This window comes from Kitasatospora sp. RG8 (genome assembly GCF_017813315.1).
Classification (GTDB): domain Bacteria; phylum Actinomycetota; class Actinomycetes; order Streptomycetales; family Streptomycetaceae; genus Kitasatospora.
In genome coordinates this window covers 61,931-86,849 of the sequence record NZ_JAGIYX010000011.1, presented here as the reverse complement: position 1 = coordinate 86,849, position 24,919 = coordinate 61,931, and the positions used below count along the sequence as shown (strand labels likewise).

21 protein-coding genes and 1 pseudogene are annotated in these 24,919 nt (G+C 74.4%); 18 read left to right on the top strand and 4 right to left on the bottom strand.

Annotated features, from left to right (window positions below; all coding sequences use genetic code 11):
• Positions 1 to 26: 26 nt before the first annotated feature.
• From J5Y04_RS18465 to J5Y04_RS18390, 16 genes and pseudogenes are all read left to right on the top strand, one after another.
• Complete coding sequence (locus tag J5Y04_RS18465) at positions 27 to 920, top strand: hypothetical protein (RefSeq protein ID WP_209413143.1); 894 nt, start codon at positions 27 to 29, stop codon at positions 918 to 920.
• On the top strand, positions 917 to 1,762 hold the full coding sequence (locus tag J5Y04_RS18460) for a response regulator transcription factor (RefSeq protein WP_209413142.1): 846 nt from the start codon (positions 917 to 919) through the stop codon (positions 1,760 to 1,762). The genes J5Y04_RS18465 and J5Y04_RS18460 overlap by 4 nt, the downstream gene beginning before the upstream one ends.
• A complete protein-coding gene (locus J5Y04_RS18455) occupies positions 1,759 to 3,138 on the top strand; it encodes a HAMP domain-containing sensor histidine kinase (RefSeq protein ID WP_209413141.1) in 1,380 nt (459 codons plus the stop codon). The genes J5Y04_RS18460 and J5Y04_RS18455 overlap by 4 nt, the downstream gene beginning before the upstream one ends.
• Positions 3,139 to 3,144: 6 nt before the next feature.
• Positions 3,145 to 3,243, top strand: a pseudogene (locus J5Y04_RS42925) (family 1 glycosylhydrolase); the annotation flags it as partial.
• Positions 3,244 to 3,309: 66 nt separating this feature from the next.
• Positions 3,310 to 3,738 (top strand): hypothetical protein, encoded by a 429-nt coding sequence (locus J5Y04_RS18445; RefSeq protein ID WP_245205019.1) that lies wholly within the window; start codon positions 3,310 to 3,312, stop codon positions 3,736 to 3,738.
• Between the two features lie 439 nt (positions 3,739 to 4,177).
• Positions 4,178 to 4,930, top strand: a complete 753-nt coding sequence (locus J5Y04_RS18440) for a GntR family transcriptional regulator (RefSeq protein ID WP_209413140.1) — start codon at positions 4,178 to 4,180, stop codon at positions 4,928 to 4,930.
• Positions 4,931 to 4,940: 10 nt separating this feature from the next.
• Positions 4,941 to 5,168: a ferredoxin family protein gene (locus J5Y04_RS18435; RefSeq protein WP_209413139.1), complete on the top strand. Its 228-nt coding sequence runs from the start codon at positions 4,941 to 4,943 to the stop codon at positions 5,166 to 5,168.
• A 12-nt stretch (positions 5,169 to 5,180) separates the two neighbouring features.
• Positions 5,181 to 6,563, top strand: coding sequence for an ABC transporter substrate-binding protein (locus J5Y04_RS18430; protein WP_209413138.1), 1,383 nt, complete (start codon positions 5,181 to 5,183; stop codon positions 6,561 to 6,563).
• Positions 6,560 to 7,417 carry an ABC transporter permease gene (locus J5Y04_RS18425; protein ID WP_209413137.1) on the top strand — a complete coding sequence of 286 codons (858 nt, stop codon included), beginning with the start codon at positions 6,560 to 6,562 and terminating at the stop codon, positions 7,415 to 7,417. Before J5Y04_RS18430 ends, J5Y04_RS18425 begins: the two co-directional genes overlap by 4 nt.
• Positions 7,414 to 8,178, top strand: a complete 765-nt coding sequence (locus J5Y04_RS18420; RefSeq protein WP_209413136.1) for an ABC transporter ATP-binding protein — start codon at positions 7,414 to 7,416, stop codon at positions 8,176 to 8,178. Before J5Y04_RS18425 ends, J5Y04_RS18420 begins: the two co-directional genes overlap by 4 nt.
• Positions 8,175 to 10,907, top strand: coding sequence for a fumarate reductase/succinate dehydrogenase flavoprotein subunit (locus J5Y04_RS18415; protein WP_209413135.1), 2,733 nt, complete (start codon positions 8,175 to 8,177; stop codon positions 10,905 to 10,907). Before J5Y04_RS18420 ends, J5Y04_RS18415 begins: the two co-directional genes overlap by 4 nt.
• A 234-nt stretch (positions 10,908 to 11,141) precedes the next feature.
• Positions 11,142 to 11,645 (top strand): hypothetical protein, encoded by a 504-nt coding sequence (locus J5Y04_RS18410; RefSeq protein WP_209413265.1) that lies wholly within the window; start codon positions 11,142 to 11,144, stop codon positions 11,643 to 11,645.
• On the top strand, positions 11,615 to 13,033 hold the full coding sequence (locus tag J5Y04_RS18405) for a hypothetical protein (RefSeq protein ID WP_209413264.1): 1,419 nt from the start codon (positions 11,615 to 11,617) through the stop codon (positions 13,031 to 13,033). Before J5Y04_RS18410 ends, J5Y04_RS18405 begins: the two co-directional genes overlap by 31 nt.
• Positions 13,030 to 14,466, top strand: a complete 1,437-nt coding sequence (locus J5Y04_RS18400; protein ID WP_245205018.1) for a VWA domain-containing protein — start codon at positions 13,030 to 13,032, stop codon at positions 14,464 to 14,466. The genes J5Y04_RS18405 and J5Y04_RS18400 overlap by 4 nt, the downstream gene beginning before the upstream one ends.
• Positions 14,467 to 14,532: 66 nt before the next feature.
• Positions 14,533 to 15,645, top strand: coding sequence for an AAA family ATPase (locus J5Y04_RS18395; protein ID WP_209413134.1), 1,113 nt, complete (start codon positions 14,533 to 14,535; stop codon positions 15,643 to 15,645).
• Positions 15,642 to 18,449: a DUF5682 family protein gene (locus J5Y04_RS18390; RefSeq protein WP_209413133.1), complete on the top strand. Its 2,808-nt coding sequence runs from the start codon at positions 15,642 to 15,644 to the stop codon at positions 18,447 to 18,449. Before J5Y04_RS18395 ends, J5Y04_RS18390 begins: the two co-directional genes overlap by 4 nt.
• A 117-nt stretch (positions 18,450 to 18,566) precedes the next feature.
• On the opposite strand, the gene J5Y04_RS18385 is transcribed toward J5Y04_RS18390, so the two are convergent.
• From J5Y04_RS18385 to J5Y04_RS18375, 3 genes are all read right to left on the bottom strand, one after another.
• Positions 18,567 to 19,592: a hemolysin family protein gene (locus tag J5Y04_RS18385; RefSeq protein ID WP_209413132.1), complete on the bottom strand. Its 1,026-nt coding sequence runs from the start codon at positions 19,590 to 19,592 to the stop codon at positions 18,567 to 18,569.
• Positions 19,589 to 20,956, bottom strand: a complete 1,368-nt coding sequence (locus J5Y04_RS18380; protein ID WP_209413131.1) for a hemolysin family protein — start codon at positions 20,954 to 20,956, stop codon at positions 19,589 to 19,591. Before J5Y04_RS18380 ends, J5Y04_RS18385 begins: the two co-directional genes overlap by 4 nt.
• A 273-nt stretch (positions 20,957 to 21,229) precedes the next feature.
• Positions 21,230 to 22,024 (bottom strand): metal-dependent hydrolase, encoded by a 795-nt coding sequence (locus J5Y04_RS18375; protein ID WP_209413130.1) that lies wholly within the window; start codon positions 22,022 to 22,024, stop codon positions 21,230 to 21,232.
• A 273-nt stretch (positions 22,025 to 22,297) separates the two neighbouring features.
• Here J5Y04_RS18375 and J5Y04_RS18370 point away from each other — a divergent pair, with 273 nt between their 5' ends.
• On the top strand, positions 22,298 to 22,930 hold the full coding sequence (locus J5Y04_RS18370) for a hypothetical protein (RefSeq protein ID WP_209413129.1): 633 nt from the start codon (positions 22,298 to 22,300) through the stop codon (positions 22,928 to 22,930).
• Positions 22,931 to 23,040: 110 nt separating this feature from the next.
• Here J5Y04_RS18370 and J5Y04_RS18365 read toward each other — a convergent pair whose 3' ends face one another.
• Positions 23,041 to 23,631 (bottom strand): isochorismatase family protein, encoded by a 591-nt coding sequence (locus J5Y04_RS18365; protein ID WP_209413128.1) that lies wholly within the window; start codon positions 23,629 to 23,631, stop codon positions 23,041 to 23,043.
• Positions 23,632 to 23,779: 148 nt separating this feature from the next.
• Here J5Y04_RS18365 and J5Y04_RS18360 point away from each other — a divergent pair, with 148 nt between their 5' ends.
• Positions 23,780 to 24,772, top strand: a complete 993-nt coding sequence (locus J5Y04_RS18360; protein ID WP_209413127.1) for a GlxA family transcriptional regulator — start codon at positions 23,780 to 23,782, stop codon at positions 24,770 to 24,772.
• Positions 24,773 to 24,919: the final 147 nt, after the last annotated feature.

Genomic DNA, 24,919 nt, shown 5'->3' with positions numbered 1-24,919 from the left:
GCAGATCAAAAGGGAGGCCACGGACCGTGGCAGCAGCATTGACGGCCCGGCTGCGGGCCGGTGTGCCGTCCCTGGCCGGTGCGGCCGTCGCGACTGCGGGGCTGGCCGCGCTCCTGGCCGGTTGCGCGACGCCCGGCGAGCTGCGGGACAACGGCGTGACGGCGCGGGTGACCCCGCCCCCGGTCCCCCAGCCGCTCTGGCCGGACCTCGAGGCGGCTCCGTCCCCGACCTCACCGCCGGAGGGCAGCGGCCGTGCCACCGAGCCGCCGCCGCAGCCCGTCCCGGACGTCACCGCGCCGGGCCAGGACCTCACGGCGCTCGACCTCCGCGCCCTCCTGGCCAAGGACCCCGGGGTGACGGCCGACGAGCGTCGCGCCCTCGACGGCTGCCCCGGCTGCGAGCTCCGCAGCCCCGAGTTCCGCGACCTCACCGGCGACGGACGGCCCGAGCTGGTCACCGCGGTCGGCACGGCCACGGCGGCGGTGCTGCACGTCTACACCCTGACCGGGGACCGCGTGCTGCCGGTGCTGCGGGTCCAGGTGCTGAAGGGCTTCAGCGCGAAGACGGTCGGCTCCGACCTGTGGCTGGACGAACCGACCTCCGTCTCCGCCCAGACCAGAAGCCACTACGGCTGGGACGGGGTCCGGCTCAGCCTGCTGGAGCAGAAGCTGGAGGGGATCGGCCCGATCCCCGGCCCCGCCCAGGGCAGCACCGACCCTGCGGTGACGTCCTCCGCGACACCCGGCGCACCGCCCGACCCGGCCCGCCCGTCCGTCCGTCCGACCGCCGTGCCGGTCCCCCCGGGCCGGACCGTCGTACCCGGGAACGGCACCGGCGGCGCGGGCACCGCCCCCCGCACCGCCACCCCCGTCCCGGCACCGCCCGCCCGTCCGACCTCAGCCCCGGAAGCGAAGCCATGAACGCCGCAGTTCCGCCCGCCCACCCGCACATCCTGATCGTCGAGGACGACGAGGTGATCCGGGAGGCCACCCGGATGGCCCTGGAGCGGTACGGCTTCCCGGTCTCCACCGCCGCCGACGGACTGGAGGGGCTGGAGGCGTTCCACGCCGTCCGCCCGGACCTGCTGCTGCTCGACGTGATGCTGCCGCTCCTGGACGGGGTCGGCCTCTGCCGGCGGATCCGCGAGGAGAGCCAGCTGCCGATCCTGATGATGTCGGCGCGCACCGACCCGGTCGACGTGGTCTCGGGGCTGGAGGCCGGTGCGGACGACTACGTCGTCAAGCCGTTCGAGAGCGCGGTGCTGGTGGCCCGGATCCGGACGGTGCTGCGCCGGGTCCGGGTGGTGCCGGCCACCGAGGCCGCGCCGCCCGTCCCGGCCGTTCCCACCGTCGCAGTCGCCGCAGCCCCAGCAGTCGTCCCGGCGCCGGCCGGCGTCCCGGGCTCGGCGACGGCACCGGTCGAACCCGCGCCTCCCGGGGCGCCCGCGGCTCCCGCCGAACCCCCGGCGCGGACGGTGCGCAGCCTGGACGGGATGGAGGTGGACACCGACAGCATGGAGGTCCGGGTGCACGGCCGGCTCGTCCCGCTCACGCCGACCGAGCTGCGGCTGCTGCTGGAGTTCACCGCCGCACCCGGCATCGTGCTGGAACGGTCCAGCCTGCTGGAGCGGGTCTGGGACTACGAGTGGGGCGCCGACACCCGGGTGGTGGACGTCCACGTGCAACGGCTGCGCGCGAAGATCGGCGCCGGCCGGATCGAGACGGTGCGCGGGTTCGGCTACAAGCTGCGGCGCCCGGCATGACGCTGCGCCGTCAGATCGCCACCGCCGTCGCCGCGATCTCCGTCCTGGTCGCGGTCACGGTCGGCCTGCTGGTCCACCAGGCGATGGTGCGCCAGCACATGGACCAGGCCCGGGCGTCCGCGCTGGCCGCGCTGGAATCGTCACTCGGGGCGTACAAGCGCGGCGAGGTCGCCGGCCAGGGCGCCGCGGTGAACGACCCGGCGTTGCCGGAACGGCTCCGCAGGCTGGTGGCGGACAGCCGGCAGGGGTCCCTCCTGGCGGCCGGGCCGCAGGGCGAGGCCATGTGGGCGGCCGGCCCGGTCCAGGACGGGGTGCTCTCCGTCCGGGTGGACTTCGCGCAGGACCGGCAGGCCATCGCCGACCTCGACCGGATCATCCTGATCACCGTCACCGCCTCGGTCTTCACCACGGTGCTGGGCGGGGTGCTGGTCGCGGACCGGATCAGCCGCCGGCTGCGGACCGCCGCGGCGGCCGCGCGCGGGATCGCCGGCGGGCGGACGGACACCCGGATCGGTGAACTCGTCGACGGGCGGGACGAGGTCGCCGACCTCGCGGCGGCGGTCGACTCGATGTCCCGGGCGCTGCACCGCCGGCTGGAGGACGAGCAGCAGTTCACCGCGGACGTGGCGCACGAGCTGCGCACCCCGCTCACCGGGCTGGTGACGGCAGCCGAACTGCTGCCCCCGGGCCGGCCGACCGAACTGGTCCGGGACCGGGTGCAGGTGTTGCGTTCGCTGGTGGAGGACCTGTTGGAGGTCTCCCGGCTGGACGCCGACGCCGAGACGCCCTACCTGTCGGCGGTACCGCTCGAACGGGCGGTCCGCCGCACCGTCGCGCTGACGGGGCTGGCCGTGACGGTGACGGGCGAGGCCGATGCGGTGGTCCGCACCGACCTGCGCCGGCTGGACCGCATCCTGGGCAACCTGCTGGTGAACGCGGACCGGCACGGCAGCGGCCCCGTGCTCCTGGGTGTGGACGGGTTGCGGATCACCGTGCGCGATCACGGCGCCGGCTTCCCGGAGGACCTGTTGCGGCGCGGACCCCAGCGGTTCCGGACCGGTGCGCGCGAGCGCGGGCGCGGCCACGGGCTGGGCCTGACGATCGCGCAGGGCCACGCCCGGGTGATCGGAGCGGCCCTGACGTTCGCCAACCACCCCGACGGCGGCGCGGTGGCGACCCTGCTCCTGCCCGCCGCGGCGGAGCACGACGAGACGGAGCAGGACGGGACGGAGCGGGTCGAGGCGGAGCGGATCGAGGCGGAGCGGATCGAGGCGGAGCGGATCGAGGCGGAGCGGATCGAGGCGGAGCGGATCGAGGCGGAGCGGATCGGGCCCGACGGCGAGGAGTCGCAGGGCTCCTGGCACGGGAACCACTAGCAGCCCTACCAGGTCGAGGGTGCCGCCGCCGAAGACGGCCGCGCCCCGTCGATCCGGGACACCTTCTGTCGCAGTCCGACACGCCCGGAGGACGTGTCCGAGGGCCGGGACCGGGCCCGGACCCGCCGTGGGAGCGGCCGGTTCGGCCCGGCCCCGGCATACGATCGGCGCATGTCCACGCGATCCGCTTCCTTGTCGTCCGCGAAGTCCGCGAAGTGCACGAGGTCCACGTCGTGCGAGTCGTCCGTCTCGTCCGCGTCGTCCGCGTCGTCCACGTGGGCGCTCTGGTCCAAGGACTCCGTCCTGGCCGTCGCCTCGGTCGGCTCGGCCCTGTCGATCGGATCGGTCGGCTCCGTGCTCTCGGTGGGCTCGGTCGGCAGCGTGCTGTCGGTCGGTTCGGCCGGCTCGGCGCTCTCCGCGCTCTCCGCCGGCTCCTGGTTCAGCCTCGGCTCGCTGCTGTCCGCCAACTCCCGCTGGTCGGTGCTGTCCTGGCGGTCACGGAACGGGCTGATGGCCGCCGGCGTGGTCGCGGCCGTCGCGGGCGCCGCTCTCGCCGGCGGCTCGCTGTCCCGGCGGGGCGCCCGGTGTGGGGGGCGGTGACGCGTACCGGCGGCACGGCGGCCGCATCCGTCTGACGACCCCGCCCGCGATCACCGGAGCCCCCGGTGGCCGCGGGCGGTGGCGTTCCGGCGCAGCGGCGGGGTGCCGGTCCAGCGGTGGCGTACCGGCGCAGTGGTGGCGTACCGGCGCAGTGGTGGCGTACCGGCTCGGCGGTGGCTTTCGGGCGCGGGGGTGCATCGGCCCGGCAGCCCCGGCGGCGGTCCCGGGCCACGGTCCGGCTCCGGCCCGGCTCCGGCCCGGCTCCGGCCCGGCGGTCGGTCCACGCCGGTGGCAGTTCGGCTCGGCCGAACGCTCTTTCCGCAGGTGGGAAGGGGTCTCGACAGGGCGTCAGGTGGCGTAATGCGGTGGCAACGAAAAACCCGCTGGTAGGGCCCTATGGTTCAGGCCGAACCCGACCCCGAGGCCCGGAGCAGTGCCGATGACCAGCGAGAACCCTAACCCTGCCGGTGCCCGGCGGCTGCGCGCCGACCGCGCCCGGCAGGTCGCGGACGTCCTGCGCCGGCAGGTGCTGAGCGAGGCGTACCGGGACGGCCAGCTTCCGCACGAGGACAGGCTGGCCGAGGAGTTCGGCGCCTCGCGGAACACCATCCGGGAGGCGCTGGACCTGCTGCGCGGCGAGGGCCTGGTCCGCCGGGTGCCCGGCTCGGGGACGCTCGTGGTGGCGGAGAAGGTGCCGCACGGGCTGAACCGGCTCCAGGGCCTCGCCGAGACCCTGCACGAGCACGGCGAGGTGACCAACGAGGTCCGCGCCTTCGGGCCGGTCCGCGCGCCCGGCCCGGTCGCCCGCCGGCTCGAACTGCCCGAGGGCTCGGACGTGGTGTACGTGGAGCGACTGCGCCGTCTCAACGGCCTGCCGCTCTCGCTCGACCTCACCTACCTGGCGCCCGACATCGGCGCCGGGCTCGTCGCGGAGGACCTCGCCGGCCAGGACATCTTCCGGCTCATCGAGGAGGTCACCGGCCGGCCGCTCGGCCGGGCCGACATCACCCTGGAGGCGGTCAACGCCGACCCGCACTCCGCCACCGTTCTCGAAGTCCCCCGCGGTTCCGCCCTGTTGATGCTGGAGCGGCTGACCGCGCTGGCCGACGGACGCCCCGTGGACCTGGAGTACGTCCGCTTCCGCGGCGACCGGATCACCATGCAGGGCCGGCTGCTGCGCGACACCCCCTGAGGAGGAACCCGTGGCGCTCGCCGACCACCGTTCCGACGTGCCCGTGACCATCGACGCCTCGCTCTGCATCGACGGCTGCACGCTGTGCGTCGAGATGTGCCCGCTGGACTCGCTGGCCATCGACCCGGACAGCAACAAGGCCTACATGCACGTCGACGAGTGCTGGTACTGCGGCCCGTGCGCCGCCCGCTGCCCGACCGGCGCGGTCACCGTCAACATGCCCTACCTACTCCGCTGAGGATCCCGTCAGATGCCGTACACCGCACGCCCGCTCAGATTCCTCCTGGCGGCCGCGACGCTGGCCGCCGAGGCCGCCTGCTCGTCCTCGCCCGGAGCCGGCGGCGCCACCGTCGAGGTCGTCGTCGGCTACCAGTCGAAGACCATCAACACCGTGACCGCCGGCACCCTGCTGCGCGCCCAGGGCTACTTCGAGCAGCAGCTCGCCGAGCAGGGGCGCACGGACGGGAGGACGTACAAGGTCACCTGGCAGGACTACGACTCCGGCGCGCCGATCACCGCGCAGATGCTCGCCGAGAAGACCGACATCGGCTCGATGGGCGACTACCCGCTGCTGATCAACGGCTCCCGCGCGCAGGAGGCCGGCGGGCCCGGCACCCGGCTGGTCTCGGTGACCGGATACAACCTGCTCGGTGCCCTCAACTCCGTGGTGGTTCCGAATACTTCGAGCGCGCACACACTGGCCGACCTGAAGGGGCGGAAGGTCTCCACCTCGGTCGGCTCCGCCGCCGACGGCACCCTGGTCCAGGCGCTCGCCAAGGCGGGCGTGGCCGACGCCGAGATCCAGAAGCAGAACCAGCAACCCGCCGTCGGCGCCTCGGCGTTGAAGGCCGGCGGGGTGGACGCGCTGGCGCAGTTCGTGGCCTGGCCCGGCGCGGTGGTCTTCGCCGGCGACGGCCGGCTGCTGTACGACGGCGCCGCGCTCGGCCGGCCGACCCTGCACGGCGTGGTGATCCGGCAGAAGTACGGCACCCAACACCCGGAGGTGGTGCGGGCCTTCCTCCGCGCCCAGGCGGAGGCCACCCGGTACCTGAACGAGCACCCGCTGGACGCGAGCCGGAAGGTCGCCGAGGCCACCGGCCTGCCGCCCGAGGTGGTGCACCTCTACAACGGCCCGAACGGCATCGCCACCTTCGCCACGCCGCTGGACCCGAAGCTGCTGGACGCGCTGCGCGAGGACGTGCCGTTCCTCCGGTCGGTGGGCGTGCTGAAGGCGCTGGACGTCGAGAGGTTCATCGACCCCTCCTACCAGCAGCAGGCCGGGCTGCCCGAGATCGCGCCGGCCCGGATCACCGGCACCGACCCGGTTTGCGGCCGGCCCGTCGGGGACCCGCGGCTGGCCGGCGAGATCTGGTACGACGGCGAGGAGACCACCCGGCCCGCCGCCGACCCCGGCTGCCTGCTGCGCGCGCTGAAGAACCCGGCGGGGAAGGTGCGCGCCGCGTACGTCCCCGACGCCGCCACCGGCACCCGCTGGTTCGCGGACAAGGACTGGTGGGTGCAGGACGCCGCCGCGCTGCTGCCGTTCACCACCGAGGACGGTGCGAAGGCCTATCTGGCGGCCCACCCCGGCGCCCGGCAGCTCTCGTACCACGAAGCACTGGCCGCGTCATGACGCCCGCACGACGGCTCGTCCGGGCCGGTTCGCTGCTCGCGTTCGTCGGTCTCTGGCAGCTGCTGACGGCGCAGCGGGTGCAGTGCTGGGTGCGGTTCGACCACCTGCCGACGGCCGTCCAGGTCTGGCAGGCGTTCGCCGCGCGGCTCGGCACCGCGGAGTACTGGCAGGACCTCACCGAGAGCCTGCGGCGGATCGGCTGCGGCTTCCTGCTGGCGGCGCTCCTCGGGGTGGCGGCGGGGGTGGTGACCGCCCGCTCCCGCTGGGCCTCGGACCTGCTCGGGCCGGTGCTGGAGGTGGTCCGGCCGGTCCCGGCGATCGCGCTGGTACCGGTCGCGATCATGCTCTTCCCGGAGAACGAGCAGGGCATCGTGTTCATCACCTTCACCGCCGCGTTCTTCCCCGTGCTGGTCGCGACCCGGCACGCCGTTCGGGCCGTGCCCCCGCTCTGGGAGGACGCCGTCCGGACCATGGGCGCCGGGCGCGGGCGGGTGCTCTGGAGCGTGGTGCTGCCGGGCGCGCTGCCGGGCGTGGTCGGGGGCCTGTCGGTGGGGATCGGGGTGGCCTGGATCTGCGTGATCTCGGCCGAGATGGTCTCGGGCCAGTTCGGCGTCGGGTACCGGACGTGGTCCGCGTACACGGTGCTCGACTACCCGGGGGTGTTCGTCGGGATGGCCACCATCGGGCTGCTGGGCTGGGCCACCTCGGGCGCGGTCGAGCTGCTCGGCCGCCGGCTCACCTCCTGGCTGCCGCCGGCCCGGGCGGGCGCTCCCACGGCGCCGGCCCGTACGGAGCCGGCCGGGCCGGCCACCGTCACGGCGGTCGCGCCCGGACGGCAGGAGGCGAGGGTATGAGTCTGCGGCTGACCGCCCGGGGCCTGCGCCTCGGCCACCCCGGGCACCCGGTGCTCGACGGCGTGGACCTGGACGTCGCGCCGGGCGAGGTGCTGACCGTGGTCGGCGCCTCCGGCGGCGGCAAGTCCACCCTGCTGCGCGCCCTGGCCGGGCTGCTGCCGCCGCTCGGCGGTGAACTGCTCGCCGACGGCGAGCAGTTGCGCGGCCCCGGCGCCGAACGGGCGCTGGTCTTCCAGGAAGACGGCCTGCTGCCCTGGAGGAACGTCCGGCGCAACGTCGAACTCCCGCTCGCCGTCCGGCGGTTGCCGCGCGCGAAGCGGCGCGCGCCGGTCGCCGACTGGATCGGCCGGGTGGGCCTGGCCGGGCTGGAACGACGGCTGCCGCGCGAACTCTCCGGCGGGCAGCGGCAGCGGGTGCAGCTCGCCCGCGCCCTGGTCGGCGCACCGCGGGCGGTCCTGATGGACGAGCCGTTCGGCGCACTGGACGCGCGGACCCGGTCCGAGATGCAGCAACTCCTGCTCGCCGTCCAGGAGAAGGAGCGTTGCACGGTCGTCTTCGTCACCCACGACGTCGACGAGGCGCTGCTGCTCGGCGACCGCGTCGCCGTCCTCGGCGGCGGGACGGTCGCGGCCGTCCACGACGTCCCGTACGCCCGCGACCCCGCCGCCCGCACCGAACCGGCCGTCCGCGCGCTGCGCGCACTGCTGCTGTCCCAACTGTCCGGCGTCGGCCGCCGGACACCCGAGAAAGGTTCCCGATGAAGATCCCCGACCTCGCCGAGGCCCGGCGGCTGAGCTGCGACGTGCTGGTGGTCGGCGGTGGCACCGCCGGCTCGATGGCGGCGATCAGCGCGGCCGAGGCCGGGGCGGACGTCCTGCTGCTGGAGAAGGCGCACGTCCGGCACTCCGGCGCGCTGGCGATGGGCATGGACGGCGTCAACAACGCCGTCGTCCCCGGCCGCGCCGAGCCGGACGACTACGTCGCCGAGATCACCCGCGCCAACGACGGCATCGTCGACCAGCGCACCGTCCGGCAGACCGCCACCCGCGGGTTCGCGATGGTCCAGCGGCTGGAGCGGTACGGGGTGAAGTTCGAGAAGGACGAGCACGGCGAGTACCTGGTCCGCCAGGTGCACCGCTCGGGCAGCTACGTGCTGCCGATGCCGGAGGGCAAGGACGTCAAGAAGGTGCTGTACCGGGTCCTGCGGCAGCGCCACATGCGCGAGCGGATCACCATCGAGAACCGCGTCATGCCGGTCCGGGTGCTCACCTCCGGCGGCCGGGCCGTGGGCGCCGCCGGATTCGACACCCGCAGCGGGGAGTTCGTCACCGTGTCGGCCGGCGCCGTGGTGCTCGCCACCGGCCCCTGCGGCCGGCTCGGCCTGCCCGCCAGCGGCTACCTCTACGGGACATACGAGAACCCGACCAACGCCGGGGACGGCTACGCGATGGCCTACCACGCGGGCGCGGAGCTGAGCGGCATCGAGTGCTTCCAGATCAATCCGCTGATCAAGGACTACAACGGGCCCGCCTGCGCGTACGTCGCCAACCCCTTCGGCGGCTACCAGGTGAACCGGCACGGCGAACGGTTCGTCGACTCCGACTACTGGTCGGGGCAGATGATGGCCGAGTTCGCCGCCGAGCTCGGCTCCGACCGCGGCCCGGTCTTCCTGCGGACCACCCACCTGCCCGAGGAGAGCGTCCAGGCGCTGGAGTCGATCCTGCACACCACGGAACGGCCCAGCCGGGGCACCTTCCACGCCGGGCGGGGGCACGACTACCGGACCCACGACGTCGAGATGCACATCTCCGAGATCGGCCTCTGCGGCGGGCACTCGGCGAGCGGGGTCTGGGTCGACGAGAACGCCGCCACCACGGTGCCCGGCCTCTACGCGGCCGGCGACCTCGCCTGCGTCCCGCACAACTACATGATCGGCGCGTTCGTCTTCGGCGACCTGGCCGGCACCCATGCCGCGGGCCATCTCCCGTCCGGGCGGGCCGAGTTGCCGCCCGACCAGATCGCGGCCGCGCACGAGCTGGTCTACCGCCCGCTGCGCCGTCCGGACGGGCCGCCGCAGCCGCAGGTCGAGTACAAGCTGCGGCGCTTCGTCAACGACTACATCGCCCCGCCCAAGACGGGCGCGCGGCTCTCGCTCGCACTCGAACACGTCGAGCGGATGCGCGGCGAGATCGCCGCGATGGGCGCCCGGACCCCGCACGAGCTGATGCGCGCCGTCGAGGTGGACTTCATCCGGGACTGCGCCGAGATGGCGGCCCGCTCCTCGCTCGCCCGGACCGAGAGCCGCTGGGGCCTCTACCACGAGCGCGTCGACCACCCCGGGCGGGACGACGAGCGCTGGTTCAGCCACCTCAACCTGCGGAAGAACGCGGCCGGCGCGATGGAGTTCCTCACCCGGCCCGTCGCCCCGTACCTCGTCCCGGTCGACGGCCTGGAGCCGCCCGCCCTCCCGGTGACCGTCCTCGGCGAGGTCCACCCGCTGCCGGTCGGCCGCACCGGCACGGCCGCGCCCCAGGCCCCGGTCCGCGGCTCCGCCGACACGCCGGCCTCCCCGCGCCTGCTCGACCTGCTCCGGCTCGCCGAACTCCAGCCCGGGACAGAGCAGTTGGCGCCCTTCCTGGCCGACCCGGCCACCGAGGTCCGGCGCACCGCGGTCACCGTGCTGACGGAGACCGCGCCGGACGGCACCGGCCCGGCCCTCGCGCGGGCGCTGGACGATCCGGACGCATCCGTCCGGGCGGCGGCGGTGGCCGGGCTGCGCGAACTGGCCGAGGTGCTGGACGCCCCGCTCGGCGCGGCCCTCCTCCCGGCGGCGGCCTCGTCCGACCCGGTGGTGCGGGCCGGGGTGCTGGAGCTGGCCCGGGTGCTGCGGGCCGGGACGGTGCCGCTCTTCGCGGACGCGCTCGCCGACCCGGCCGTCCCGGTACGGCTCCAGGCCGTGCACGGGCTGGTCTCCCTGGACGCGGCCGCCGCCCTCGCCCCCGCCGCCGGGGACGCCGCCCGCGAGGTCCGGGTCGCCGTCGGCGAGGGCCTCGGCACCGTCGGCGACCCGGCCGCCGCCGCGGCCCTGCTCCGGCTGGCGGGCGACCCCGACCCGCTGGTGCGCGCCGCCGCCCTCACCGGCGCGGCCGGGATCGGCTGCCCGCCCGAACTGGCCGCGCGGGCGGGGGCCGCCGCAGAGGACGAGGCGTGGCAGGTGCGCAAGGCGTCCGCCGCGGCCCTGGCCGCCGCCGCGCCGCCCGCCGCCGCACCGCCCGCGCCGCTGCTCGGCCTGCTCGACGACCAGGAGGCGGACGTCCGCAAGGCCGCCGTCCGCGCCCTCGCCGCCTCCGCCGCCGACCCCGCCGTCACCCCGGCCCTCCGGGCCCGCCTCGCCGATCCCGACGCCGACGTCCGTGCCTACGCCCGCCTCGCACTGCGGGCACCCCGGACGCCCCGGGCGACGGTGGCCGCGGCCCGGACGGCGCCCTGAGCACCGCCGCACCCGCGCCGCACCCGGCCGGCCCGCCCCCGTCCCGGGGCGGGCCGGCCGTTTCGCGTGCGGGCCGACGGCCGGTCACCCGAGCCCACGCCCCGGCGGGGCCGGCGGAGCAGGAGAGCCGACGTCAGGGGCCCTGCGGGCGCTGTCAGTGCCCGCGAGTAGGTTTCTGGAACACAGCCCGCCGGTCCGGCGCGGCGGCCCCCTCGTTGTGAAGGAGATGGTGTGTTGTCAGTCCGGGAGGAGTCGAGCACGGCACGCGTGATACCGCCCGCGCGGCCACGCAAACTCGCCAAGGTCCCGTTCGTCGAGCTCGCCGACGGGCGCCTTCAGGGCGTGGTGTCCAGCGGCTCGGACATCGAACGGGTCTACGTCTCGTCGGTCGCCGCCGGTGACTACGCGTTCGCGTGCAGCACCAACAACAACCGGCCCTGCGGCGGCGCCCGCGGCTCGTTCTGCAACCACATCGCGGCCCTGATCGGCGAGGCCGTGCTGCAGTACGGCGGCGAGCGCGTCGCCCGCTACCTGCGGGTCGAGCCGTCCCACGGGGAGGCGAGCACGCAGGGCATCACCTCCGCGATGACCGCCACCCGGCCGGCCAAGGCGGACGCCACCGCGGCGGCGCCGGTGTTCAGCCGGTTCCTGCGCCACCTCGCCTACCTCGAACTGACGCCCACCACCGACCCGCTCCCGGAACTCCACTGGTTCCCGACCACCAGGGCGGTGGCGTGATGCGTACGGACCTCCTCACCGAACCGGTCGACGGGCTGGACGAGGCCCTCGCGGCCGTCGACGCCTTCGACCGGGCGCTCGTCGGCGGCCTGCTCCGGCCGCAGCCCGCGCAGGCGACCGGCCTCGCCGGACTGGCCGACGCCGTCGCGGGATCGCCGCTCGCCGAACGGGTCGCCGAGGCGGCCGGAAAGGCCGCCGCCGGAGCCGCGGGCGAGGAGCACCTCGTCGCCCTCGCCGCCGCCCGCACCGCACTGCTCGGCTCCGTCCACGACGCGCTGACGGCCCGCCTCGACGAGGCGACCGGGCGGACGCCCGGCGACGTCGCCGCCCCGGTGACGGGCGAGCCGACGGCCCCGAACCTGCTCGCCGCCGCCCGCTCCTGGCTCGCCGACCTCGCGCGCGCCGGGTGGCAGGGCCTCGACCACGAGCTGGTCTCCGGCGCGGCCCCGGTCGTCTCCGCGATGCTGCCGGATCCGGCCCTGCGCCGCCTGGCGACGCTGCTGGACGGCTTCGCCGCCGAGCTGGCCGCCTCCTGCCCCGGCGCCACCCTGGAGCGGATCCCGCTGCGCCGCTGGGCCGACCTCTGGTCCCGCGCGATGCTGCTGACGCTGCCCGGTGCCGCCGGTGCACCGGCCGTCGCCACCGTGACCGGCCGGCTGCTGCCGCTCGGCGTCGACCTGCACGAGCACGCCACCGCCGCCCAGGCCCAGGTCCACGCGGTGTTCGAACCCGCCGACGGCGGCCCGGCCCGCCTGGTGCGCGCCGGCGTCGCGGTGCCCAAGCCGGACACCGTCGTCGGCGCCGGCGTCTGGCAGCTGCTCCGCCCCCACCTGTCGCTGCTGGCGGCCGCCGGTGAGGGCCTGGCGATGGAGCTCACCGGCATGCCGGTGACCGCCGAGGGCGACCTGCTCTGGAACGACGAGCACGCCCGGCCCGGCGCCGCCGCCGACGCCTTCGCCACCGCGCGCGTCGCACTGGCCGGCGCAGCCGCCGCACCGACGGCGCCCCTGGACCGCCACCCGGCCCGCATCGCCCTGCCGGTCTTCCTGGAGGGCTACACCGTCCAGCAGGACGGCGACGCCGTGGCGTTCGCCCTGGCCGGGCACCGGCTCACCGTCGACACCGACCGCATCCCGGCCGCCGGTCCGCTCTCCGCCGAGGCCGTCGCGGCGTCGAGCGCCTGCATCGGCCTGCTGCGCTGGGACACCGGGGCGTACCTGCTCCAGCCGCTCGCCGTCGAGACCGTCGTGAAGAAGAAGACCGTCGCCGTCCACGCCGGCGCCTGGGCCGGCGGCACCACCGACAAGACCGGCCTGAAGGCCGAGAAGGCCGCCACCGACGCGGTGACGGTGCTGCGGGAGCGAGCGGGAAGGCTCCTTCGCAAATGACGACCGACCACGCACCCGACCACGCACCCGGCCCGGCACCGGATCCGGCACCCGGGGTGGACGCGGACGAGAACCGCCGCCAGGTGCTGTACTGGCGGCTGCTCGCCCGGCTCTTCGACCACGAGGAGCAGCCGGCCCTGGAGTCGGCGAGCATGGCCGTCGTCGAGGCCATCGGCCTGCCGCCCGCCCTGCTGGACCCGCAGGCCTCCGTCGACGCCGTCGTCCAGCGCCACCCGGCGCTGGCCGAGGAGTTCGACGGCCTGATGGTGCCCGACGAGACCGCGGCGGACGGGGGTGAACGGGACGGCGCCGCCGAGGTGCGCCGGGCCGCGCTCGTCTCGAAGGTGCTGCTCAACGTGTTCGGCACCGGCTCCGGCGCGGTGACCGCCGGCCAGCTGGCCCGCTGGCAGTCCGACGCGGGCTGGCTGGAGCGGGCGCTCGGCTGCAAGCCCGGCGAGCTGCGGGCCGGCCGCCCCGGCGGCACGACGGCCGGGCGCGGATCGGGCGGCGGCGGCACCACGCCCGACCTCTCCACGCTGATCCCCGCGATCGGCCCGGAGCTCGGCGCCATCGAGGCCGGCCTCGTCAAGCGGATGCGGCTGCGCGAGGTGCTCGCCGACCCGGCGCTCGCCGCACAGCTCACCCCGAGCATGTCGCTGATCGAGCAGCTGCTGCGCGACAAGGACAACCTCTCCGGCGTCGCCCTGGCCAACGCCAAGGCCCTGATCCGCCGCTTCGTGGACGAGGTCGCCGAGGTGCTGCGCACCCAGGTCGAGAAGTCCACGGTCGGCGCGCTGGACAGGTCCGTCCCGCCCAAGCGGGTGTTCCGCAACCTCGACCTCGACCGCACGATCTGGAAGAACCTCACCAACTGGAGCCCGGAGGAGGAGCGGCTCTACGTCGACCGCCTCTACTACCGCCACACCGCGCGGAAGACGACGCCGCAGCGGCTGATCGTGGTGGTGGACCAGTCCGGCTCGATGGTCGACTCCATGGTGAACTGCACCATCCTGGCCTCGATCTTCGCCGGTCTGCCCAAGGTGGACGTCCACCTGATCGCCTACGACACCCAGGCGGTCGACCTCACCCCGTGGGTGCACGACCCCTTCGAGACGCTGCTGCGCACCAACCTCGGCGGCGGCACCGACGGCCGGGTCGCGATGGCACTGGCCCAGCCGAAGATCGCCGAGCCGCGCAACACCGTCGTGGTCTGGATCTCCGACTTCTACGAGTGGCAGAGCGAGCAGCTCTTCGAGTCCATGGCCGCGATCCACCGCTCCGGGGCCAAGTTCATCCCGGTCGGCTCGGTGACCAGCTCCGGCCGCGCCAGCGTCAACCCGTGGTTCCGCGAACGCTTCAAGGACCAGGGCACCCCGGTGCTCTCCGGCCACATCCGCAAGCTCGTCCACGAGCTCAAGACCTTCCTCGCCTGAGGCGTGCCGATGCCGTCCCAGGCCCCTCCCGCACTCCCCCGGCCCACACCCAGAAAGGCCCCCCGCATGTCCGACCTGCTGCGCGCCCCCGCCGAGCTCAAGTACGCCGAGGAACTGGACTGGCTGGAGTCGATCGACGACAGCCCCAAGCCCTTCACCTGGCGGCTCTCCCCGAAGATGGTCCGCCTCTTCGTGCTGGGCTCCGAGCGCTCCGACGGCCTCGACCGGGAGATCCAGCAGAAGTGGTTCGGCGACCGCAGCATCGTCGAGCGCGCCATCGTCACCCTGGCCTCCGACCGGGGACTGCTGCTGATCGGCGACCCCGGTACCGGCAAGAGCTGGCTGGCCGAGCTGCTGGCCGCCGCCGTCTGCCGCAACTCCACCCTGGTCGTGCAGGGCACCGCCGGCACCACCGAGGACCACATCAAGTACTCGTGGAACGTGTCCATGGTGATCGCCAAGGGCCAGTCGCGGGAGTCGATGATCCCCTCGCCGATCATGACCGCGATGGAGTCCGGTTCGATCGGCCGCTTCGAGGAGCTGACCCGCTCCACCAGCGACGTCCAGGACGCGCTGATCTCCATCCTGTCCGAGAAGTACATCTCGGTGCCCGAGCTGGACAGCGACGGCATCGTCTTCGCCAAGCCCGGCTTCTCCGTCATCGCCACCGCCAACAGCCGCGACCGGGGCGTCAACGACCTCTCCTCGGCGCTCAAGCGGCGCTTCAACTTCGTCCGGATCCCGGTCGTGACGAACCGCAAGAGCGAGGCGGAGATCGTCCGCTTCCGCACCGAGGAGCTGCTGCGCCGTCACCAGATCGAGCTCGACGTGCCGCCGACGCTGCTGGACGTCCTGCTGCAGAGCTTCGGCGACCTGCGCGCCTCGGCCGCCGCGGCCGGCAGCGACGACGAGAAGCTGGAGTCGGCGCTCTCCACCGCCGAGCAGATCGGCGTGCTGGAGGACGCCATCCTGCACGGCAACTTCTTCGGCGAGCGCGCACTGACCGCCCGGACCCTGGCCTCCTCGCTGGTCGGCTCGCTGGCCCGGCGCGAGCCGGAGGACCTCGCCATCCTCAACAAGTACCTGCACGGCGTGGTCGAGCCGCGCAGCAAGGACGAGGGCGGGCCCTGGCCGGAGTTCCTGGAGGGCGGCCGCGACGCGATCGCCACGCTCTCTTGAGCGCCGTCGGGCCGACGGCCGTCTTCGACGCGCTGCGCGGCCAACTCCAGGAGGCCGCAGCCGCGTTCGCCGGCGGGCCGGACGCACTGGAGGGCATCCTGCTCGGCCTGGTCGACGACGTCGACCGCGCGGTGCGCGAGCCGCTGGAGATCTTCCCGGTCTGCCACCACTCCCCCGCCTCGGCCGTGGCGATGGCGCGCCGGCTGCGCGAGAAGCAGCCCAAGGTGGTCTACCTGGAGCTCTGCGAGGACATGGCACCGCTCCTGTCCGAGCTGCGCAACTGCCGGCTCCCGGTGGCGGTACAGGCCTTCGCCACCGAGGTCGAGGGCTTCCCTGCCGACTGGTCGCCGCTGTCGGTGGTCGCGCCGATCACCGAGGCCTCGGCCGAGTACCAGGCCATCGCCTACGCGCTGGACACACCGGGCGTCGAACTCGTCCTGGTCGACCGCTCCTCGGACCACGTCTTCCAGTGGGAGCCGCGCGGCACCGGGGACTCCGGGCCCGCCGACCCCGACGCGCCCGCGGCCGAGGAGGAGGCCGCGCTGCACGGCGACGCGGTCGGCGTGGAGATCGGCGACCTGCGCCCGCGCTTCGCCGAGCTGGAGGAGCACCTGCTGCGCCACGGCAAGGTGCGGCACTGGTCGGAGTGGTGGCACCAGTACGTCGAGCTGCCGCTCGGCGACGCCGACCACGACACCTACCGGCAGGTCATGCTGCTGATCGGCAGCCTCTTCCGGCGGCTGGCCCCCGGCGACGGGCAGCGGGTCCGGGTGGACGAGGACCGCGAGCGCTACATGTGGACGCGGATGCGCGAGCACCTCGCCGCCACCGGCACGGATCCCGCGGACTGCCTCTACGTCTGCGGCGCGTTCCACGCGGCCAGCCGGGTCGCGGAGTTCGGCGTCGCGGGCAGCGACACGTTCGAGATCGGCCCGCGCACCGCCACCACCTGGCAGCACGGCCTGATCCCGTCCAGCCACGCGGCGATCGAGGCCCAGTTCGGGCTGGCCGCCGGCTCGGTGTCGATCGCCTCGACGCTCTGGACGAAGAACCTCAAGCGCACCGGTGTGCAGCCGTTCCGGCTGGCCGGGCAGACGGGCGCCCGGAAGCCCTCGCGTGCCCGGAAGGCCGCAGCCGTGGCGGCCCCCGGGCCGGACCTGCCGCCCGAGGACCGGCTCTCCGGCTTCCTGCGGCGGCCCCCGGTGCTCGACCGCCTGGACGAGGCCGAGCTGCTCGGCTGGTCGGTGGAGATCGTGCGCGCCGCCCGCCGCAACGGCTACCTCGCCTCCACCGCCGACGCCATCGCGGTGTTCGAGACGTCGATCCTGCTGGCCGGGATGCGCGACCGGGCGAAGCCCACGCCGTACGACTTCCAGGACGCGGCGGTCACCTGCATCGAGAAGGACACCGTGCCGGGCCGGCGCAACGTCGCCCGGCTGGTCGAGATCATGATGGGCGGCGACCGGATCGGCCAGGTCGGCTACGACGCGCTGCCGCCGCTGGCCCGCGACGTCCACGACCGGCTCGCACCGCTGGCCCTCAAGCTGGAGCAGCGCGGCGTGCAGCGGGCCCTCCTGGACATCGCCTCCCAGCCGGAACTGGAGCCCTGCTCCGACGTGTTGTGGATGCTGCGGTACCTGCTGCCGCAGGGCGCGGCCCGCCCGATCATGGGCGAGCGCAAGCTCGGCGAACGCCCGATCCAGGAGTCCTGGGACCTCGCGCTCGGCACCCACCAGCGCGCGCTGATCGAGCTCGGCTACGAGGGCGTCAGCATCGAGCAGGTCCTGGAGCAGCGCCTGCGGCGCACGGCGAACGCACCGCAGGCCACCGCGGCCGTCGTCCTGGAGGCCGTCGAGGACGCCACGCTCTACCTGCGCAGCCGCCGGCTCGCCCACGAGCTGGGGAGCCGCGCCCTGGAGGTACTGGCCACCGAGCGCAGCGTCGACGGCGCGCCGGAGGTGCTGCGCCGGGTGCGGCGGCTGCTGGCGTTCTACCGGACCAGCGAGCCCGTCCTGCCCGGCTGGATCGAGTCCTTCGTCCGGACGGGGTACGCGCACTACTGCACCCTGCTGCCGACGGCGTTCGCCGACGAGGACGCGACGGTCCGTCAGGTCGCGGCGATGCTGGGCTTCCTGTTCAGCATGGAGGGCCTGGCGCTCTCGCTGGGGTGCGACCGGACGCAGCTGGAGCTGGCCGTCGCGCAGTCGCATCCGCAGGACCCGTCGAAGGTCGCGCTGCTGTGGGCGGCGCAGGTGCACCTGGGTGGGATGTCCCGCGCGGAGCTGCGGTCACACTGCGACGAGCTGCTCGCCAACCCGCTGGTGCTGCCCGCCTATCCGCGCTACCTGAGCGGTCTGCTGCACGCGCTGGAGCCCGTACCCGGCCTGACCGACTTCGTCGTGGAGGCGGTGTCAAACGCCTTCGGGCGGCTGCCGGACGCGGTGCTGCTGCCGTGGCTGCCGACGCTGATCACCACCCTGCGCGCGGACGGCGCCGACCTGGCGCCGCTGCTGATCAGGGAGGCGGGGCGGGTCTTCCCCGGCCGGCTGGCGGCGCTGGACGACTGGGTGCCGCCGTGGCGGGCGCAGCCGGAGCCGGCCGCCGCCGTCCCGGCCGGGCGGGCGTCGGCCGCTCGGGGCGTCGCGCTGCTGGCGGCGCACCCGGCGGCCTGCGACGCGGTGGCGGACCTGCTGGGCTGCGCCGGGGAGTGGGCTCCCGCCGGGCCGGCCCCGGCGGGAGCGGCGCTGCTGGGCCGCCACCCGGAGACGGCGCTGGCCCTGGAGGCGCTCCTGGCCTCCGCCTGACGGGCGACACGTGGGCCGGCCGTGCCGGGGGTACTCCCCGGCACGGCCGGCCCACGCCTGTTCGTTCCGGTGCGACGGCCCGGCGGGGCGCCCCACCCCGCGGGGCGCCGGGCGGTGTCAGGACGCGGCGGGCACCGGGCGGACCAGTTCCTTGAGGACGTCCTCCATCGTGACCAGGCCGATCGCGGTGCCGTCGGGATCGACGGCTGCGGCGAGGTGCGTACCGGAGCGGCGCATCGCCGTGAGCACGTCGTCCAGCGGGGTGGACGCCGGGACGCGGGCGATCGGCCGCAGGACGCGTGCGGGGAACGGCCGGTCGCGGGCGTCGTCCTGCTCCAGTGCGTCCTTGATGTGCAGGTAGCCGGTCACCGTCCGGTCCGCGGAGAGGACGGGGAAGCGTGAGAACCCGGTCCGCGCGGCCAGTTGCTCCAGCTCCTCCGGCGTGGTGCCGGGGCCCGCAAAGACGATCCGCCCGCGGGGGGTGACCACCTCGGAGACCGGGCGGGAGCCCAGTTCCAGGGCGTCCTGGAGCAGTGCGGTGTCGCGCTCGCTCAGCAGCTCGGCGTCGGAGGAGTCCTTGACCATCCGGGCCAGCTCCTCCTCGCTGAACACCGAGGCGACCTCGTCCTTCGGTTCGACGCGCAGCATCCGCAGGATGCGGTTGGCGAACGCGTTGATCGAGAACACGACCGGCCGCAGCGCCCGGGTCGCGGCCACCAGCGGCGGCACGAGCAGGTAGGCGGCCTTCTCCGGCGAGGCGAGGGCGATGTTCTTGGGGATCATCTCGCCGATCAGCATGTGCAGGTAGGTCGCGACGGCCAGCGCGAGGACGAACGAGACCGGGTGGATCAGCGCGTCCGGGACACCCGCGGCGTGGAAGGGCGGCTCCAGCAGGTGGGCGATGGCCGGCTCGGCGACCACGCCGAGCACCAGGGAGGAGACGGTGATCCCGAGTTGAGCCGTGGCCAGCATCGCCGAGACGTGCTCCAGGCCCCAGATGACGGTGCGGGCCCGGCGATCGCCGGCCTCGGCACGCGGCTCGATCTGGCTGCGGCGCACCGAGATCAGCGCGAACTCGCCGCCGACGAAGAAGGCGTTGGTGACCAGCGTGAGCAGGCCGATCACGAGCTGGACGGCGGTCATCGGGTGCCCTCCCGGCGGCCGGTGCCCGTGCCGCCGTCGCCGTCCTCGTCGCCGTCCTCGGGGGCGGGAGCGGTGATGCGGACGCGCTCGGCGACGTGGTGGGCGACGGCGGTGACGTCCAGCGTCCAGCCGTCGGCGTCCACGGTGTCCCCGGGCACCGGGATCCGGCCGAGCCGCTCCGCGATCAGCCCGGCCAGGGTCTCGTACGGACCCTCGGTGCCCGGCAGGCCGATCGCGTCGAGCTGGTCGGTGCGGGTGATGCCGTCGGCGTCCCAGCGGTGGCGGCCGTCCGGGCCCTCGCCGAGGTCGACCAGGTCGGCCGGCCCGGCCGGGTCGTGCTCGTCCACGACCTCGCCGACGACCTCCTCCACGATGTCCTCCAGGGTGGCGATCCCGGCGGTGCCGCCGTACTCGTCGATGACGACGGCCATCGTCTGCTCCCCGCGCAGCCGGTCCAGCAGGCGGTCGACGGTGAGCGTCTCGGGCACCAGCAGCGGCTCGGTCATGAGCTCCGACACGGGGTGCAGGTGGCGCTGGCCGGCGGGCACGGTCAGCGCGTCCTTGATGTGGACGGCGCCGACCACGTGGTCGAGGTTGTCCCGGTAGACGGGGAAGCGGGACAGGCCGGTGGCCCGGGTCAGGTTGGCGACGTCGGCGGCCGTGGCGTGCTCCTCCAGCGCCCGGACGTCGACCCGCGGGGTCATCACGTTCTCCGCCGTCAGCTCGCGCAGGTTCAGCGAGCGGACGAACAGCTCGGCGGTGTCGGGCTCCAGCGCCCCGGCGCGGGCGGAGTGCCGGGCGAGCGCGACGAGCTCCTGCGGGGTACGGGCGGAGGCGAGGTGCTCGGCGGGCTCCAGGCCGAGCCTGCGCACCACCCGGTTGGCCGTGTTGTTGAGGTGCCCGATGAACGGGGAGAACGCGGCCGAGAACCAGTACTGCGGCCCGGCCACCGCCTTGGCCACCGCGAGCGGGCGGGAGATGGCCCAGTTCTTGGGCACCAGCTCGCCCGCCACCATCAGCACGACGGTCGACAGCAGCACGCCGAGGACCACGGAGAGGCTCGCGGCGGCGCCGTGCGGCAGGCCGACCGCCTCCAGCGGTCCGCGCAGCAGCGCGGCCACGGACGGCTGGGCGATCATGCCGATCACCAGGCTGGTGATGGTGATGCCCAGTTGGGCCCCGGACAGCTGGAAGGTGAGGCGACCGACCGCCTTCAGGACGGTCGCGGCGCCGCGCTCACCGCGCTCTGCGGCCCGCTCCACCGCGCCGCGCTCGACGGTGGTCAGCGAGAACTCGGCGGCGACGAACACCGCACAGGCGGCGGTGAGCACCAGCGCGAGGAGCAGCAGGAGGACCTCGGTCACCGTGCCACCCCCGCCCCGGCACGCGGACGACCTGTCAGAGAGGGAACGGCACGGTGGGCACTGGGAGGCTCGTCCATCGCGGGGACCGCGACTCCTTCGCTTCGTCGAGGGTGGTCGGTGCGGCGGGCGGGCCCGGTCGGGGCACCGCAGCGCGCTCTACAGGAGTGTAAAGGGTTCGCAAATCAGCGCCGCGTAAGGACCTGCCCCGAGCCCTCCGGGCTCCCCGCACCGCGCCCGCACCCCGCACCCCGCACCCCGCGGGCCGACGAAGCCTCAGCCGATGAAGCCGAGTGCGCCCAGGGCGCCGACTCCGCCCAGGAGCATGAAGACGGGCATCAGGACCTTGATCTCGACCCGGCTGCCGGCCCGGAACCGCATGCCCTTCGGCGGCCCGACCGGGTACCAGAGCCTGCGGCCGATCGGGATCGGCCACAGGACCGGGCAGCCGGAGACCGTCAGCGCATCGCCGATGCAGTGCACCAGCGCGCCGAGCACGATCGGCAGGCCCACCCAGAGGTACTCCTGGCCGGGCTCGGTGAACAGCCACCCGGACCCGTTGCCGGGCCGGTCGAGCACCTCGACCAGCATCCAGGCGCTGCACGCGCCCAGCAGCCAGACCAGCACGTCACTGGAGACCCGGGCGTGCCGCCAGAGCAGTCCCTCGATGGCGAGCACCATGTGGACGAACAGCACCCCGAGCACGCCCCAGCGCCCGCCGTACACGCAGACCGCCGACGCCCCGGCGCCGCAGAGCACGGCCCAGGGCCATGTGTGCGTCAGCGTCCGGTGCCCGCCCGAGCGGCGCGGGTCGCCCTTGCCCCGGGTCGCCTTGTAGACCGAGTACGAGAGCTTGTCGATCACCTCGCAGAGCATCCGGGAGACCGGCCCGAAGGCCCGCGATATCGTCGCCGCCTTGTGGTCCAGGTCGGGAGCCAGCGCCGCCCCGGCGCAGATCAGGGCTCCCGCGAGCAGCACCGGCCACGGCATCGGGTGGTCCCAGGCCGCAGCCGCGGCACCCACCCCCAGCCAGGCCGCCGCCCCGGAAAGCGCGTGTGCCGGTCCCATCATCGCGACAACCATCCCTCGGTCAGCTGCGGGCACACCACGTGCCCGGCGGTCCCGCAGCATATCGACAGATGATCTTGCGACCCGAAAACCGGCACCCCCGCTCCACTCCGCCCGTGCCCGCCCGCGTGCCCGCCCGCGTGCCGCCCGTACCGGCCCTGGCGCAGTCGGAACCCCTTTGGCCGTCGGAACCCCTTTGAGTACGGGTACTCAGGCGCCGGCCCGGGCCGACCGCCTACGGTGACGGTAGGGAGCGGGACGGGGGAAGGGGCCGGAGTGTTCGACAAGGGGCTGGCGAAGGGCTGCCTGGGGGCGGTGGCGGGCCTGGTCGCCATCGTCCTCGCCGTCCTGGTCCTCAACATGGGCGTGTGGTGGTCCATCGGGCTCGACGACCCGTACGCGCCGAAGTCCGGTCCGGAGCTCGTGCGCCACACCTCGGCGCAGTTCCGGGAACGCAGCGAGCAGGCCCTCCGCGACACGGTCGGCGGCCTCGGCCCGAACCTGGTGCTGAGCGACAGCGGCTACGACGTCCGTCAGTACGGGCCGCGTGCCAACGGCGTGCCGAGCAGGCTGTCCCACGTCGACCGACAGCTCACCGCCCGCACCAGGATCCTCGCCTCCCACCGCGCGGAGCTGCGGGACGCCGTCGCCGCCGAATGGCGGGCGCACGGCTACAAGGAGAGCGGGTGGATCTGGACCCCCTCCGAGCCGGAGAAGGGCCCGGACTACAACTTCAGCGCCGAATCGCCCGACGGCATCGGGGTCTTCGTCCAGCTCGTGCCCGGCCCAGACCAGACGCTCGGCCTCACCGTGTCCGTCCGCGGCGACGGCGTCGAGTACGACCCGGCCGCCGCCCGCCCCGCGGCCGCTCTCCAGCCGGACATCGAGGACGCCCACTGGTCGCACTGAGCTCCCGGGCCACGGCCGGCGGGCCGGGCCGGTGCGGGCGTCGCCGCGACGCGGACGTGCGGGCCGGCCCCGCCGTGCGGCCGGCCCGCCGACCCGTACACCCCCGGCACTCAGCTCAGGGACTTCCCGGACTCCACGACGACCCCGTACAGGTCCGCGATCGTCGCCAGCGCGCTGTGGTGGATCTGGTCGGCGGTCAGCTCGTGGCCGCCCGACCGCAGCGGCCGGGTCGCGCAGGCGTCGGCGACGACCGTGGGCCGGTTCCCGCGCAGGAACGCGCCCGCCGTCGTGAACGTCACGCACATGTGCGTCATGAACCCGGCGAGGATCACGTCCGTGTTGCCGGCCGCGTCGACGTGCTTGCCCAGGTCGGTGTCGGCGAAGCCGTTCGGGACGTGCTTGACGACGACGGGCTCGCCCTCGATCGCGGCCACGCTCGGGTGGATCCGGCCGATCTCCGCCCGGATGTCGTACGGGGTGCCCTCGCCGCCGTCGTTGATGACGTGGATGACCTTCGCGCCGGCCGCCCGGGCCCTGGCCAGCAGCTCGGCCGCGGAGTCGAGCGCGGCCTGCCAGCCCTCCAGCTCCATCACGCCGCGGACGTAGGTGTTCTGGTAGTCGATCAGGATCAGGGTCGAGTCCGCGAGCGAGGCAGGCGTCTCGTCGAAGCCGTTGAGCTCGCGCAGGGTCGTGGTGGCCATGGGAATACCGCCTTGGGTCCGGTGCCGTGTCCTGCAGTTCACCCTCGGTGAGCTGCGCCGTCCAGAACGCTACGGCCGGCCGCTTGATGGCGGCAATGCCGTCTAACATGCAGATACCGACATCACCTTTGCCGACCAGCGGAGACCCGTGAACACCGTCAACCGGCTCATCGTCATCGTCCTGTTCGAGGGCGTCGACCTGCTCGACGTCACGGGACCGCCCGAGGTGTTCTCGTTCGTGCAGCGCGAGACGGACGACGCCACGGGCTATCAAGTCGTCCTCGCCGCCGAGACCCTGGACCCGGTCACCACCTCCGCCGGTGTGCGCGTCCTCCCCGACGTCACGTTCGACGAGGTGTCCACGCGGGCCGTCGACACCCTCCTGGTGCCCGGCGCGGTCGAGATCGACGACCGGCGCCGCGTCCGCCCGCTCACCGACCCCGCGGTGGTCGACCGGGTGAGGGCGCTCGCCGCCAGGAGCCGGCGGGTCGCCTCCGTCTGCGTCGGGGCGCACATCCTCGCCGCCGCCGGGCTGCTCGACGGCAGGCGCGCCACCACCCACTGGTCGACCGCGCAGCAACTCGCCGCCGAGCACCCGGAGATCGAGGTCGACGCCGACCCGATCTTCATCCGCGACGGCGACGTGTGGACCGGCGCGGGAATCAGCGCCTGCCTCGACCTGTCGCTCGCCCTCGTCGCCGACGACTTCGGCGAGGCCACCGCGCTGCGCGTGGCCCGGCAGCTCGTGATGTACCTGAAGCGCCCGAGCGGGCAGAGCCAGTTCAGCGTCCCCCTCGAGCCCGTGTCGACGACACGGCGCATCGAGGACCTCCGCCACCACATCACCCGCACCCTGGGCGAACGGCACACCGTCGCCGGCCTCGCCGCGTTCGCCCACGTCAGCGAGCGGCAGCTCACCCGGATCTTCAAGGCCGAACTCGGCATGACCCCGAGCGTCTACATCGAGTCGGCCCGCGTCGAAATGGCGCGCAACCAGCTCGAGTCCACCGACATGACCCTCGAATGCATCGCGTCCACCTGCGGGTTCGGCACCACGGACACGCTCATCCGGGCGTTCCGCCGCAGGCTCAACACGACACCGACGGAATACCGCCTCCGGTTCCGCTCCGGCCCCGCCTGAGAACGGGGGCCCGGAGCACGGGAATCACCGCGAGGCAGTACACCGCACCGGTCCGCCCCCGGAATCCGGTCGGACGCCGGCAGGACGCCGATCAGACGCTGATCAGACTCCGCACGGGCTCCGCACGGGCTCCGGTCGGACACCGAA